The sequence below is a fragment of the Alteromonas sp. Cnat2-8 genome, assembly GCF_022348355.1.
In the GTDB taxonomy this organism is placed as follows: domain Bacteria; phylum Pseudomonadota; class Gammaproteobacteria; order Enterobacterales; family Alteromonadaceae; genus Alteromonas; species Alteromonas macleodii.
Genome location: NZ_JAKREX010000005.1, coordinates 154,629 through 169,914 on the forward strand (window position 1 = coordinate 154,629; position 15,286 = coordinate 169,914).

General features: G+C 44.6%; 10 protein-coding genes. 4 read left to right on the forward strand and 6 right to left on the reverse strand.

Annotated features, from left to right (window positions below):
- Positions 1-9: 9 nt before the first annotated feature.
- Positions 10-1,254 carry a hypothetical protein gene (locus MHN00_RS14220; RefSeq protein WP_069943991.1) on the reverse strand — a complete coding sequence of 415 codons (1,245 nt, stop codon included), beginning with the start codon at positions 1,252-1,254 and terminating at the stop codon, positions 10-12.
- 332 nt (positions 1,255-1,586) lie between these two features.
- Here MHN00_RS14220 and MHN00_RS14225 point away from each other — a divergent pair, with 332 nt between their 5' ends.
- Positions 1,587-2,084: a YgjP-like metallopeptidase domain-containing protein gene (locus tag MHN00_RS14225; protein WP_014976045.1), complete on the forward strand. Its 498-nt coding sequence runs from the start codon at positions 1,587-1,589 to the stop codon at positions 2,082-2,084.
- A 113-nt stretch (positions 2,085-2,197) separates the two neighbouring features.
- The gene (locus tag MHN00_RS14230) at positions 2,198-2,617 is read left to right on the forward strand and encodes a CBS domain-containing protein (protein WP_014948884.1); all 420 of its coding nucleotides are present in this window, start codon (positions 2,198-2,200) and stop codon (positions 2,615-2,617) included.
- A gap of 103 nt (positions 2,618-2,720) precedes the next feature.
- Here MHN00_RS14230 and MHN00_RS14235 read toward each other — a convergent pair whose 3' ends face one another.
- Together MHN00_RS14235 and MHN00_RS14240 are read right to left on the reverse strand one after the other, a co-directional pair.
- The gene (locus tag MHN00_RS14235; RefSeq protein WP_069943992.1) at positions 2,721-5,762 is read right to left on the reverse strand and encodes an efflux RND transporter permease subunit; all 3,042 of its coding nucleotides are present in this window, start codon (positions 5,760-5,762) and stop codon (positions 2,721-2,723) included.
- Positions 5,763-5,765: 3 nt separating this feature from the next.
- Positions 5,766-6,848 carry an efflux RND transporter periplasmic adaptor subunit gene (locus MHN00_RS14240; protein WP_069943993.1) on the reverse strand — a complete coding sequence of 361 codons (1,083 nt, stop codon included), beginning with the start codon at positions 6,846-6,848 and terminating at the stop codon, positions 5,766-5,768.
- Positions 6,849-7,057: 209 nt separating this feature from the next.
- On the opposite strand from MHN00_RS14240, the gene MHN00_RS14245 reads away from it, so the two are divergent.
- Together MHN00_RS14245 and MHN00_RS14250 are read left to right on the forward strand one after the other, a co-directional pair.
- Positions 7,058-7,672, forward strand: coding sequence for a TetR/AcrR family transcriptional regulator (locus MHN00_RS14245; RefSeq protein ID WP_014976048.1), 615 nt, complete (start codon positions 7,058-7,060; stop codon positions 7,670-7,672).
- Positions 7,673-8,181: 509 nt separating this feature from the next.
- Complete coding sequence (locus MHN00_RS14250) at positions 8,182-10,263, forward strand: TonB-dependent siderophore receptor (protein ID WP_049585922.1); 2,082 nt, start codon at positions 8,182-8,184, stop codon at positions 10,261-10,263.
- A gap of 94 nt (positions 10,264-10,357) precedes the next feature.
- Here the strand turns inward: MHN00_RS14250 and MHN00_RS14255 are convergent, their stop codons facing one another.
- From MHN00_RS14255 to MHN00_RS14265, 3 genes are all read right to left on the reverse strand, one after another.
- Positions 10,358-10,849 (reverse strand): GNAT family N-acetyltransferase, encoded by a 492-nt coding sequence (locus MHN00_RS14255; protein ID WP_049585890.1) that lies wholly within the window; start codon positions 10,847-10,849, stop codon positions 10,358-10,360.
- A gap of 93 nt (positions 10,850-10,942) precedes the next feature.
- The gene (locus tag MHN00_RS14260) at positions 10,943-14,122 is read right to left on the reverse strand and encodes an efflux RND transporter permease subunit (RefSeq protein ID WP_069943994.1); all 3,180 of its coding nucleotides are present in this window, start codon (positions 14,120-14,122) and stop codon (positions 10,943-10,945) included.
- 9 nt (positions 14,123-14,131) lie between these two features.
- Positions 14,132-15,280 (reverse strand): efflux RND transporter periplasmic adaptor subunit, encoded by a 1,149-nt coding sequence (locus MHN00_RS14265; RefSeq protein WP_014948891.1) that lies wholly within the window; start codon positions 15,278-15,280, stop codon positions 14,132-14,134.
- Between the last annotated feature and the right edge of the window lie 6 nt (positions 15,281-15,286).

Consider the following 15,286-nt stretch of genomic DNA (forward strand, 5'->3'; position numbering starts at 1 on the left):
CTCCTCCCCCTAAAAGCTGAAACTTAACGCAACAAAGAGAGTGTGAACAACCCCATCTTCATCATCTACAACAAGACCATCTCTGGCGCGTAGGCCAGTTCCTCTAGCTTCAACATCAGTTCGCTCAAACTGCACTTTAAAGGCTAGGTTTTCTTGCAAATCCCAACGCCATCCGAGAGAAAGTGTTTGTTGATGATGTGCCAAGCTACTCGCTACTTCTTCTACAAAAACGGCTAGTTGAGCAGTGCTCTCGTTTATTGGGAAGCCAGGTTGCTCTTGGCTAAGAAAGTATGTGTCTGTTTTTGCAAATGAGTATAAACCGTAGAATGTATGCGCACCATAAAGATAGCTGAGGTTGAGGAAGCCATTAAAAGAGGGTCTCAACGCAATTGAATTTGAATCGATATATGATAGCTCGCCAGAAAGCTCCCACGCATCAAAATAACGGTTGAAGTAAACGGACGTATAGTGAATGGTTGTATCTTTAAGGCTTACTTCTTTAGCAAAGTCTATGGCGCCGCTCCAAAATGGCTGTAGCTGCGCAACGGAAGCAGCTACAACTGCTAAATCTTCGTCGTCATTGTCCGCTTCGGTTTGGGTGTGTTTAAGAGCAAGGCTCCAGTCGAATGAGACAAATTCAACACCAATTGAACGTAAGTTATTAAACCTAATCGGGTTGTAATCGTCACTAGAAAAGTCACTCTCTCCGCTTCCCCAAAAGCCTTTAATCAATAAATTAAAGTTGTCGTAAGGCTTAGTGTAGCTAATGTCTCCTCCATCAAAGCTTCTTGCGGGAACAATACCGTAAACCTCGGTGGGGACTTTCACCCAAGGATAGGCTATCGACACGTCTCTGGTATCACTGAAGTGAAAAATATCGGCCGCAAGTCTTCCTGCTCTTACTTGCCACGATGGGGTTATATCGTATCTTAGAAAAGCCATCTGGGTTATCGAATCCAGGTTTTGCTCATCTTGCTCTCGATAAACGAATTGACCCACAAAGTCTAGGTTATCAGAAACGCTGTAATCAAGCTGTACGCCAACTAAACTCAAAGGCTTGAATGCAAGGCCGCCTTTTTTCGCCGATTCAGCTTGAGACCGGTCTGAACGAAACTGATACCTGTCAGAATCGGAAGTTGCTGTTGCAACGGTGCCAAAACCACTAACCTTTACGTTCTCTTTTTCAGCAAACGCACTATTAACAATGAGGAAGCTCATCACCATAGCGATAACTGAGAAGGGCTTTTTAATCATCAATGCGTATCCAAATTCAAGCTTGTCTTTGCTAACACCTAAAAATCATACTTTCGAGCTGCTGGTTACAGTAAGAATAGTAAAGAAACAGGAAAACGTATGAAAAGTCAGCTTTTTTTATTTTTTTAACCGAGCGCTTGATAAATGCGAGTGGTATCTTCGAGCGTTGTTTGACCAGCATATCATTTAGCTTGTCGTTACTGTAGGGGGGATTCCTAATATGACTTATTGTTACTGCTGTTTTTTTATTTTCAACAGAAATGTTTGTAAGCGGCTTTCACTGTCTACGGCTCCAATTTGCTTTATAATTCCTGACGTAAAGGAGAAAAAACGTGAATGAATATGCTCGGTATTTTAACGGCTACCCTTCAACTATTGTGGAGCAAGCCTTACAGCTCATTTCCAGCAATCGGCTACAGCGTTATTTACTAAAAAAATACCCAGAGGCCCATGATATAACCACCGACAAATTGCTGTATCAGTACGCGACGGAATTAAAAAAGCGATACTTAAAAAATGCGCCACCGTTTGGGCGCGCCGCGTTTAAAAAGCAAGGTGATATGATAACTAACGCGCTAGGTACGCATACTTACCGTATGCAGGGTAAAACGCGCAAACACGACTTGGCCATTAATAACGATTTACTCTATGCCCCAGAGGCCTTGTTAAAAGCCCTTGTAGTGCATGAACTGGCGCACTTTAAAGAAAAAGACCACAATAAAGCCTTCTATAAACTTTGCTGCTATATGGAGCCAGATTATCATCAACTAGAGCTGGATTTACGCTTGTTCTGTGTGGCCGTATCAATGGGAGAAAATCCGTACACGTAACATGTGAACGCCTCATCAGGTGTCGCTATGTTTAAACCCATGTTGAGTACAATTGTCGTGTGCTTGCTATAACTAAATTAAAGCCCAAGCGCTGGAATTAACGAGGAGTATTAATGAGCATTGCTAAAATTATGTCTACGCGGGTGGTTAGCGTGCACATGGATGACAGTTTACAGTCATTGCGCGAGCTCTTTGCTGCTACGGGGTTTCATCATTTGGTCGTGGTGCATGACAATAAGCTGCAGGGGATTATATCTGACAGAGACTTGATGAAATCGATTAGTCCTTTTGTAGATACCCTAAGCGAACGAAAGCTTGATCGCGCTACATTGGATAAAAAAGCGCACCAAATCATGACTCGTGAAGTCATTACACTTAACCCAAGTGACTCTGTTTATTCGGCTATTGAGCTTTTTAATACCCATAAAATTTCCTGCATTCCTATTATCGACACGAAAAGGCATCCAGTAGGAATGGTGTCGTGGCGCGATGTGATGAAGTTTATGCAAAGTAGGGTAGAGGCAAAGCGTTAGGTCGGTACTCGTATGTTATTAATAGTGAACACCGCTTTAAAGGGGAGTGGTCTCTCTACCTGCGTTTATAAATTGCGGTAAAGAGACCGTTAGTTTTAAAGCGTTAGCTTTTGCGGTAGCTGACTTTAAACAGCAAACTGTAGAGTACGGGCACAGCGATAAGTGTAAGTACCGTCGCAAAGGCCAGGCCACCCATAATGGTCACTGCCATATCGGCAAAGAAGGCGTCGAACAGCAGCGGCGCCATACCTAAAATGGTCGTTACCGCCGCCAGTGAAACAGGGCGTACACGGCTGATCGTAGCGTCAACAATCGCTTGGCGAATGGCTAAGCCTTCTTCTATCTGAAGGTCAATTTCTTCAATAAGTACAATAGCGTTCTTAATAAGCATGCCAAACAAGCTTAAGAAGCCGAGTAGCGACATAAAGCCAAACGGCATATCGGTACCTAATAGACCAGAGACTACACCAACAATAGCCATAGGTACTACAAGCCAGATAATCAGCGGCTGACGAGCATGACCGAATAGCAACACTGAGATAATAAACATGACTAGGAAGCCAGCAGGCAAGCCAGCGCCCAGCGCTTTTTGTGCATCGCTAGAGCTTTCAAATTCGCCGCCCCATTCTAATGAATATCCAGCTGGAAGTTCTATGTCTTCAATAAGTGGGCGGATTCTCGCTAACGCTTTGGCAGCAGTTTCATCGTCACCCGGCTCAGCTTCTACCGTAATGGTGCGAACGCGGTCGCGACGGTGAATACGCATTTCTTCGGTCATTAACTCCAAGCCCTGAGATACCTGCGTGAAAGGCACATATTGGCGCTGTTGCGTAGACCATACTTGTGATTCACGTATTGATTGAAGCTCGGTATCTTCTGCCTTACCCATCTTTGCAATAATGTTGTAAGCATAATCACCGTCTTGCACCGTACCTAGCTGAACGCCGCTACTTGCATACTGTATAGTCTGGCTAAAGTCACTATGCGAAACGCCAGCAATCCCTGCGTTGTAGTTGTCAAATTGCGTATTAATAGCAAAGCCTTTTTCACGCCAGTTATGTCGAACGTCTTTCACTTGTCCGTCAGCAAAAAGCAGTGCTTTGGCTTCATCCGCCAGTTCGCGAAGTATTTCAGTATCTGGGCCTGAAAAACGGGCCTCAAGTTTTGCACCAGAGCCGGGGCCAAACTGCATGCGCTCCATATAAAAGCTAGCGTCGAAGTCTAGGTCGGTAAGCTTACTCGCAAGCGCGCTTTGAATAGCCGGAATATTATCAAGTTCATTCGCACGAACCATGAAAAAGGCATAGTTTTCGTTAGCACTTTTAGGTGCATAAGTGAGGGTGAAACGATCGGCGCCTTGCCCTATAAAGGTGGTTACAGCCGTGACGTTTTCCATTCCCAAAATACGAGCTTCAGCTTCTTTTGCAATGACTTCAGTGGCACGTATATCTCTATCTTGCGGGCCCCAATAATGCACAAAGAACAGCGGCGCGTTTGACGGAGGGAAGAAGCCTTGTTTTACCATGCCAAAACTTCCATAAGCCACGATAGTAATAACAAACAGTGCACCAATGGTTACCCAACGAAGCTTAAGTGCGCCTAAAAGTGCACGCTTAAACCAGCGTTGCGATGCAGAGAGTTCGTTACCTGTGGTTTGCCCAATACCTTTGCGGTAAAAATACGCGCCAAGCACGGGCACCAAGGTTACCGCTAATACCCAACTTATCATGAGGGAAACCAACACTACGGCAAACAATGAATAAAGAAACTCGCCTGTAGCATCGTTTGAAAGGCCTATGCCTGAAAAAGCCGCAATACCGATAACGGTTGCGCCAAGTAAAGGCCACTGTGTACGCTTAACAATAAAGCTGGCTGATTCTTTGGCTGTAGAGCCGGTGGCCATGCGCAGCATCATCCCCTCAGCAACTACGATAGCGTTATCTACCAGCATACCCATGGCGATAACCATGGCACCAAGTGATATCCTTTGAAGCTGAATATCCATAAGCCACATGATTAGAATAGTACCTAGTACGGTGACAAGTAGCACAGAGCCAACTACCACGCCTGAGCGCCATCCCATGAACAAACATAGCGTTAAGGTAACAACCGCCACCGACATAACGAGGTTATTTATAAAGCCAGTAACCGATTCGTCGACGACTGAGGCCTGATCGTAAATAGGCGTAAGCGTAATACCGACAGGCAGTTCTTGAAGCAGCTTTTCTACTTTTGCGTTAACACGCTCGCCCACATCAACAATGTTAACGTCGGTCAACGCTGATACTGAAAGCGTAAGTGCTTCTTCGCCGTTGTAGCGTACATGAACGGGCTGTATGTCGGCAGGCTCTAACTTTAGCGTGGCAATATCAGCAACCCGAAGGGAACGGTTTGTGCCAGGCACTACCACTGACAGATTAGATATTTCTTCTAGTCTGTCTGGCGCGCGCTCTACAATTAGGCGCACATTTTTTTCGTCAACTTTAATACGGCCGCCGTTGAACGGGCGCAGGTTGTCTTCAAAAAGAGAGGCGAGATCAGGAAATGAAATGCCTAAGCCCGCGAGTTGATAAGGGTTGATATAGGCCACTATCTGTTCTTTTTGAACGCCAGTGACATTTACTTTGGCAACGCCTTCTGTAGTAAGCAGGTCACGTCGAATAATTCGGGCGAATTCTCGAAGCTCCCGGGTATCGAAATCAGGTGCACTTAACGCGTAATAAAGCCCGTAAACGTCACCGAAATCATCAAATACCACTGGGTTTTGTGCACCCGTTGGCAACGAGCTTGCGGTGTCGCGAAGTCGCTTTCTCAACTCATCCCATATCTGTGGTAAGAGGTTACTGTCGTAAGTACTCTTAACTTCAACGGTAATTTCGGAAAGGCCCGGCGATGAAACTGACGTCACTTCCTTTAACTGCGGCATTTGCTGAATGGCAATTTCCAAGCGTTCAGTGACTTCACGTTCTACCTTTTCAGCACTGGCTCCAGGATAGTTGGTGTATACCTTTACCTGTTTGATGGTAAACGCAGGGTCTTCTAAGCGACCAATTTTGCTCATAGCCAAAATGCCGCCTAAAAGCAGGATGACTACCATTAGCCAAATGTTGACGGGCTTATCAATTGAATAGCGTGCGATATCCATAAATTACTTCTCTCCTTGGTAAGGAAGTACTTTCATGTCTGCACGCATTTGTGTTGCTCCAGCAGCAACCACTTGCTGGCCAAGAGTGATTTCACCTTGGCTTTTACCTTCGATAATTGCTAGTTCATTTTCAATATGCTTAACATTTACAGCTCGCTTTGTTACTGCATTCGTTTCTTCGTTGTATACCCATACGGCAAAGCCAGAGTCCTTGTTACCCACAAGTGATCTTACAGGCACAACAAAGCCCTCTGGATACAGACTACCTTGTAGGCTGACTTTTACCACTGCGCGGGCGCCTGGCGTTAACGGTAGTTCTTCGCGAGGCTCCATGGCAAACACCACTTCATAAGTTTGCGACACAGGGTCGGGTTGAGTAGAGTGCTCTACATAGTTCACCGGGTACCACTGGCTGCGATTGGTGGCTAATGTGGCGCTGGCTTGTTTTATCCCACGGCCAATATTGGCAGTAAGTAAGCGCTCAGGAACATTTATGTTGAAGTATATTTTAGACACATCTTGCAGGCGAGCAATCGGCGTACCTGCGGCAACAAAACTGTTATTTTCAACAAGTCGTTGAGATACCTTTGCATCAAAAGGAGCATAAAGCTGTGTGTAGCTCAAATCTTGCTCTGCATTTTTTAAGTCGATAACCGCTAGTTCGTAAGATGTTTTTGCAGTATCCAGAGAGCTCTGTGCAACTAGCTTTTGAGCGAACATTTTCTCAATTCTATCAAGCTCTCGTTTAGCCTGATCAAGTCGTGTCGTAGACTCGTCCACGCGTCTTTCGAATGGTTTACGATCAATAGTGGCCAGTAACTTGCCTTTATTGATATCACTGCCTGTCACCAAGTCGGTCTGGATAAGGCGGCCTGAAACTTCAAAGCTTAAATCGACGGTTTTCACTGCCGATACAACGGCAGGGAAGGTGAATTCGTCAAAATCTGGAATGTTGCTAACCGTAGCGAGTTTGACATAACGAGGTGCAACGTTTGCTTGTTGCTCGGCAGGCTCTTCGGAAGAACATGCACTTAAAGTGAAAACCGATAAAACGCTTAAAAATAAAATGTGAGAGAATCGCATCATGGACATAGGTGTATGTAATCCATAGTCAGGGTAATTAAAGTATAGATGTGTAAACCAAGGTAGTGATGATATGCACAACGGCAGCAAAGATAGTCATTACCTAAAGTAAACTGGTGAGTGCATTTTAGTGCGGTCACATTGAAAAGTAAACTGTTCGGTGTAAAATGATCGGGTTAATGTAGCGGATAACTAATTTTGAGAATTTCCATATGGTAGGCAACACACGTACGCGTAGCGACATCAAACGCGAAGCCATTATTCAGGCGGCAACACAGGCATTCCAAGAGTTTGGCGTTAACGGCACAAGCATGGATAAGCTGGCTGAACTGGCAAATGTGTCAAAGCGCACTGTGTACAATCACTTTTCTACAAAAGAAGAGCTGGTGATGCATTTGGTTACGCAGCAGTGGCAAACGGCTATTTTAAATATTAATAAAAAGTACGATGCTACGCTTCCGCTAGACGAGCAGCTAGAAGACCTTATTTTGCAAGACATTGAGTTTATGGTGAGTGAATCACACCTCGATTTAGCTCGGGTTGCGATTGGCCACTTCTTCTACGAGCCGGAAAAGCTAAAAGATGAAGTTGCGCAATTAAAAGCCCAAGAGACGGCTATGCACCGCTGGTTAAAGGATGCCAAAGCCGACAATAAACTCGCGTTTGACGACTTGGATCGGGTTGTCGATGAAATTGATAGCTTAGTAAAAGGGCAGTGCTTTTGGCCTCAGCTGTTCAAAATTGAAGATTCCCTCAGCGATAACGATAAGAAGAGCTTAGCAAAACACACAGTGGCTTTGATTTTAAGCCGCTATGCTGTTGTGTAGTTGGCAGGCTATATCAATGAGTTTGTTCAAGGCTCTTTCAGTATTGAAGGGCCATTGAACTTTTACTTCCCAAACATTTTTTCCGCTTATCCGTCTTCGCGCTAACTTCACAGATCCCTCTTGATTCAAACGGACTACACTTCAGATGATGTAGCCAGTAAATACCTTTTCACTTAGCTGTTTGTTCTCCCTGTCGCTCGTCCTCCGACACCTGCAATATGCTCCTCTACAATCGTACGAAATATATTCACCTGCTTATTCTTTAGTCTATTTTGGTGCAATTTGAGTCTTATTCATCTAATAAATTAAGAAAATTTATAAAGAGTTTTTAAATTTTGTCGCTTTTGCTCTCGTCATTTGTTCTAAATTTTTATAATATCCCGACCAAAAATAACAACTATTATTATTTGCAATTGCAAAGTTCGGCAGAAAGCCGGGTCGTGATAATAGGGTTTTACAGATTTTTAAAAGTAAACACACAACACTTACAGAACACTTGGAGAGCAATTTTGAAATTCAAACTTACGAGTATTGCTGCTGCGATAATTCTAAGCCCAGCAACTTTTGCTGCTGATATGGAAGATATTGAGAGACTAACGGTGAAAGGGAAGTACCTTTCGGTTAACCAGTCCAACTCAATTAAAAGCCCTACACCTATTATCGACGTGCCACAGAGCTTGTCGATTATTACGGCTGAAGAAATAACGGCTCGCGGTATTACTAGCATTGGACAAATTATTGACTACGCACCAGGTGTTAATACATCGCAAGGTGAAGGTCACCGCGACTCGGTAGTATTCCGTGGTGTGCGCTCTACTGCAGATTTCTACTTAGATGGTAACCGTGATGACGTTCAATACTACCGTGCACTTTACAATGTTGAACAGGTAGAAATTCTTCGTGGTCCAAATGCATTGCTATTCGGTCGCGGTGGTACGGGCGGTATCTTAAATCGTGTATCTAAGAAAGCGAAAACGAGCGATAAGTTTGTAAACTACAACGTATCTGCTAATACGTTTGGTGCATACAACTTACAGTTAGACACCAATGTTGACACGGGCGATAAGTCGGCCCTGCGCATTAACGCCATGTACGAAAGCTTAGATAATCATCGCGACTTCTTTTACGGAGATCGTTACGGCTTCAACCCAACGGCACGCTTTGAGTTAAGCGATGACACAATTGTTGATGTGTCGTATGAATATATCGACCACGAGCGCTTTATTGACCGCGGTGTGCCAACAGCCAACGGCGAGCCAGTTGAAGCGTTTGAAGAAATCGTGTTTGGCGATCCAGATAACAATTACCAAACATTGGGCGCTGACGTGTTCCGTGCAAACGTTGAGCACACTTTCTCAGATAACCTGAAAGGTAACTTCAACGCTTTTTACGGTGACTATGACAAAGTTTACTCGACCTTTTATGCGGCAGGTTATAACGCTGAGACTGAGCAAGTAACGCTAGACGGATACGTTGATACTACGCAGCGTGAAAACATGATCTTGTCTTCTAACCTAGTTGGCGAATTTGAAACGGGAAGCATTGGGCACACGGTTATCTTCGGTGGTGAGGTTATTAATACCAAGTCAAACCAAGATCGTTACAACCCTGTGTTTGATTCCACTGACGGTGATAGAGAAACGTTTAATATTTCACGTCCGTTAAGCTTCCGTGGTTTAACTGGTACAAATGCTGAAGGCGTAACAGTTACAGCAGACTTCTCTGACTTGAACGACGATACGCATGTAGACTTGGATGTATACTCTTTCTATGTTCAAGATGAAATTGCACTATCAGACAACTTCGACCTTGTACTAGGTGCACGTTTTGACAGCTTCGATATTGAAGTATTCAACGCGGACCCTGAAGTTTTAGAGACACGCAGCAGAAAAGACGAAGAAGTGTCACCGCGTGCAGGCCTAGTGTATAAGCCACAGAAAAATATCTCTATATACGCTAGCTACAGTGAGTCATTCTTGCCACGCAGCGGCGAGCAATATGCGAATATTAATGGCGACGCAAACGCGCTAGATCCAGACACGTTCACGAACCAAGAAATTGGTGTTAAGTGGGACTTCAACGACAGCATGAGCTTTACAGCAGCTATCTTTGAGAACGAGCAGACGTCATTGGATAACGACCCGAATGACCCTGAAAGCTTTGTTGAAGTTGACTCAGATGTATCTGGTTTTGAGCTACAGCTGCAAGGTTATATCACAGACAAGTGGTATATTACTGCAAACTACAGCAACCTTGACGGCGAAAACGCAAGTGGCGTAGAGCTTCGTGAGCTGCCTGAAAATACGATGTCTGTGTGGACAACCTACGAAGTGAATGAAGTATTTGGCTTCGGCATTGGTGCTACATATCAGGACGAAAGTAAGGTATCGACAAGTGCTTCATCGCCTGTACTACCTAGCTATACGCGTGTTGATGCGTCTGCTTACTACACGCTTAGCGACAAAATGCGCCTTCAGTTAAACGTTGAAAACTTGACTGATACGCTTTACTTCCCGAATGCACACTCTACGCATCAGGTAACAGTAGGTGCGCCAATTAATGCGCGTCTATCACTGATTGGTTCTTTCTAAATTAACCGTCAGTTTTAAAATATTGTTTAAAAGCCATTCGCGAAAGCGAGTGGCTTTTTTTATCTTTGCACTTTGTATTTAGAGGCTTTGTGCTCTATTCGCCTTGCTTTGCAAAGTCGATAAGTGTCTGTCCATCCATACGATAGCCTAACCATTCACTCTTTGGTTTAGCGCCAAGTGACTCGTAAAAATCGATAGCTGGTTTGTTCCAATCTAAAACGCTCCATTCGAAACGCCCGCAGTCGTTTTCTACCGCTGTTTTAGCTAAGTGTTGCAATAACGCTTTCCCTGCACCCAGGCCACGTGATTTTGGTGAAACATACAAATCTTCAAGGTAGAGACCATTGCGTCCTTGCCACGTTGAGTAATTAAAGAAATACACAGCGAAACCAATAGGTGCGTCATCGCTTTCACACATTACACAATGCGCGGTTGCGCCTTCTCCGAATAATGTTTTTAATAGCGCTTCTTCATCTGCTTCTACTTCATGCTCTGCTTTTTCATAAATAGCAAGTTCCAGAATGAACTGGCGAATTTGTGAAATATCCTCAGGCGTGGCGGGTCTTATTGAAATGGCGTTGCTCATGGTGACTCCCATCATAAATAATCAAAAAAAATGAGCCAATAAAGGCTCATTTTAAAACAGTTAGGTGTTTGTAGCTTTTCTCAGCGATAAAAGCTAGTCCATCGATGCACTTGGCTGAGGTACATGTGTGTGTGAAGTACTATTGCCGTCGTCACCCTTAGTAGGCTTTTTGCGTACAATCTTGCGCTTAATAAACGTAAACGGACCACGTAAATCAAGCAATATTAAGTACAAGCACGGCACCAATATAAGCGTTACAAGCGTAGCGTAAAGTACTGCAAAGCCGAGTGCTGCAGCCATTGGTACAACAAACGCTGCCTGTAGGCTTGTTTCAAACATAATGGGCAGTACGCCCACAAACGTAGTGATTGAGGTTAACGTAATCGCTCGGAAGCGCGCGGTACCAGCTTCGGTCACCGCTTCTTTAATGCTGTAGCCTTGTGCACGGCGCTGGTTCACAAAGTCAGTCATGACTAGTGAGTCATTGATAACAACCCCCGCAGCAGCGATTAGGCCAAAGTTAGACATCATAGATAAGTCTAAGCCCAGCACAAAGTGGCCGAAGACTGCGCCTGTAAAACTAAACGGGATAACCGACATGATAATAAGTGGTTGCCCATAGCTTTTAAGTGGTACAGCAAGAAGGATATACACCATGATCATGGCAGCTAAGAAAAACAATATCTGCTCATTCTGTTGCGCTTGCTGCTCCTCAATGTCACCACCAAGTTCAGTCATAACCGACGGGAACGACTCTTTTAATTGAGGAAGTAGCTTCTCTCTAATTTCAGTGACCACTTCGTTTGGCTCAATCTTTTCTTCATCGATATTGCCCCAAATGTAAACGCTACGGTATCCACCTTCACGGCGAATGTAGCTTATACCTGGTTTCTCCTCTAAGGCCACAACGTCACCCAGCATAACTTCCTGACCATTAGGCGTGGTGATCAAAGAGTACTTCAAGTCGGCGAAGCGTTCGCGGGTAAGTTCTGGGTAGCGCACCATTACTTTCACTTCTTCACCGTTTCGAATAACACGTTGTGCCTCGCCGCCGTAGAAGCCTGCACCTACTTGAGAAGCGATATTAGATAAAGTAAGACCCAAGTCGTACGCAACTGGAAGCAATGTCATTTGTACTTCTTTGCTTGGAGGGTCGATAGTTGAGCTAACGTCAAACAAGCCCTCTTGCTGCTGCAGCATTTCAATAAACTTAAGACCTGCTGCGTTTAGGGTGTCGATATCAGGGCCAAAGAGTAAATAACCAAATTCGCCGTCATCACCATCACCGTTTACGTCATCAACTACGGTAAATGATTTCATGCCGGTAATTTCAGGAATGGCTTCGCGCCAGCGACGAGCAAGCTCAAACGTGTCAATAGGGCGGTCTTCTTCATTAACTAACGGCGTTAAAATACGGCCTTCAGTTCTGTCATCGTTAAACGCCAGGCGGTCTCTTATCATGCCTTGACCAAACTCATCGATGATTTGTTCTTCAACGTCTAAGATTGTTTGCTCAACAATTTTTAACGCGTTAATGGTTGCTAAATCTGAGACGTTTTCATTCATCTCTATTTTAACGCTTGGGAAGTCATGAGGTACTTTCGGATTGGGGACCATTCTTACGTAATTAGCACCAATAAGCCCCATACTTAGCATTAGCATTGCGACGAACATCATGAGTACAGCCCAGCGCCATTCAATCGCTTTCGCTAGAGAACGCTTGTAAGGACCGTTAACAAAAGCAAAGAATCGCTTGTTAAAACGCGACCGCCAGCTATTTTGTTTAACTGGGGAAAATTTAGTGTGGGCTAAGTGGGCCGGCAGAATGAGCTTAGATTCAACTAGACTGAATGCTAAACACAAGATTACGACAACAGCGATATTATAGAAGAACGCGCCTTCAGGCCCGCTGCTTAGCGTAAACGGAGCAAACACGGCGATAGTGGTTAAAACACCGAATGTGGCGGGCGTAGCTACGCGCTTGGCACCGCGGATTACATTGTCAACACCGCCACCTTTGCTTTCAATTTCGGTGTAAGCACTCTCGCCAATAACGATCGCATCATCAACCACAATACCCAGTACCATGATAAATGCGAACAGCGAAAGGATGTTTATGCTTACACCAAACAAAGGCATTAGCATCATGGCACCAAGGAAACATACCGGTAAACCAACCATAACCCACACGGCAAGCCTAAAGCGCAAGAACAGGGTTAACATTAGCGCCACTAGAATTGAGCCTTGAACCAGGTTCGACAACATCATGTCTAAACGAGCGTTAAGGTAATAGGTCATATCAACCAGAATTTCTAGGCTTACTCCTTGAGGAAGGCTTTCGTTTTTCTGATCAATATAGGCTTTTACGGTTTCGGCTACAGGAATGGTGTTTTGGGTTTTAGTGGCTTTAACGGCAATGTAGATAGCGTTCATGCCGTTGTATTTAAAGTAGCGTTCACCTTCAACAAATCCATCGTTGATATAAGCGACATCGCCCAAGGTTACCTTAGCGCCGCCTGTGCCAATTTTAATAGGGATTTGCTTAAACTCATCGCCGCTGTAGTACTGGTTTTCAACACGTACCGATACGATACCTGAGTTAGTTCTAAGCTGACCTGCGGAAATGTTGGCAGAGTAACTATTAATTGCCTGTGTGACATCGGCAATAGTTAAGCCGTACTTCCTAAGCGTATCAGGTTTAATTTCAATGGCAATTTCATCGTCCGGCGTATTGGCTTCAACCAAAGAGATAGAGCCAAGTTGTAGAAGCTCATCTTCCACCTCTTTTGCCAGCACTTTGAGTTCTGATAAAGGCAAGTCACCGACAATAGGCATTTCAATAACTTGCTGCTGGAACTCTACTTGGGAAACATTAACCGGCTCCATGCCAGCGGGGAAGGTGGCAATACTGTCAACGCGAAGCTTCACCTTATCAAGTACATCTGTTAATTCAGCTTTAGTGTCAATTTCCAGTGTAACTGCACCGCCACCGCGAAATGCACGTGAAACCGTACGCTTAATCTCAGTAATGTCTTTTACTGCTTCCTCAACTTTAATGAAAATACTCTCTTCAATCTCTTGAGGTGAAGCACCAGGGTAGTTGGCTTCAACGGTGATGTAGTTTATTTCGATGTTTGGAAACATCTGACGCTGAATAGTGAAATAGCTCGCTATCCCCATGATGATGATAAAAATCATCAGTAGGTTGGCGGCCACGGAGTTTCTGGCGAACCAAGAAATAATGCCGGTTTGTGTATCGTTGTGGTTTTCCATGACAGCTCCTTAGTTCGCTTTTGCTGTCACAATTTCGGTCGTGGTCTCAATGACCTTAACAGGCATACCGTTTTGAGGATATTCGGGCAAACTCATCACGACTTTTTTGGCATTGAAATCGCCTTGAATAAGGAAGTCGCCATTTTCTTCGCGAACAACTTTAACCTTTTGCGATTTTAATCTGTCTTCGTCATCTAACGTCCACAACAATCGATTGGTTACCAACTCTTGAGGTACGCGGTATACGTCGCTAAGGGTTTTTCCTTCAAATGCGATTGTGCTATACGAACCAAACTTTACGATAGGCTTCGACGAATTGATGGCGTAAGGATCTTCAATACGGGCAACGAAATAGCTCATACGCGTGGTGTTATCTACCACACCCGTATCACGGTGAATGGTACCTTTTACAGTAGCGCCCTGCACATCATCTACTTCGATGGCGATTTCACTACCAATGGTGTTGTCTGCTAGAAAAACACGGTCAAAGCCGGCTACAGGGAAGGTTACTTCAGCGTATTCGATGTTGTTAATGACAGCGACTGGCGTGCCTTGAGTTACATAGTCACCAGTGCTGATATCTCTAGATACTATAAGTGCATCGTATGGTGCTTTTACCTTACAGTTGTCTAAGTCACGCTTTGCGATTTTAAGCTGCGCTTCAGCTGATTTTACGCCAGCTTGCGCACTCATCACTTGAGGTTTGCGAAGGTAAAGGTCAGTAACCCGTGCGTTAGGCATCGTTTTCGCTTCTTTGGCAGCGACATCAGCTTGGGCTTGCTCTTGGATAAGCTGTGCTTGCGCGCTAGCGAGGTTAGCTTCAGCCAGCAACAATGCCGCTTCATATGCGTCAGCTTCTATTTCAAATAAGGTTTCGCCACGTCGAACCAGACCGCCGCTCACAAACTTAGGGTTCCAGCGCTCAACTTCTCCCGATACCTGAGCTGCAAGGTTTGTGGTTTCAAGGGGCGTTATTTCGCCATACGAGGTAAGTTGAACGCGCACGTCTTCTGGCGATAAAGCTTCAATAGTCACCGTTGGGCGGGTATCAACTTCTTCTGTAATAGTATTATCAGAGGCAGAGGCTTCGATTCCTTTCATACCTAAGTAGCCTACTAATAAAACACCAATAGGCAGTGCAACTTTCATCCATTTCATGGCTAA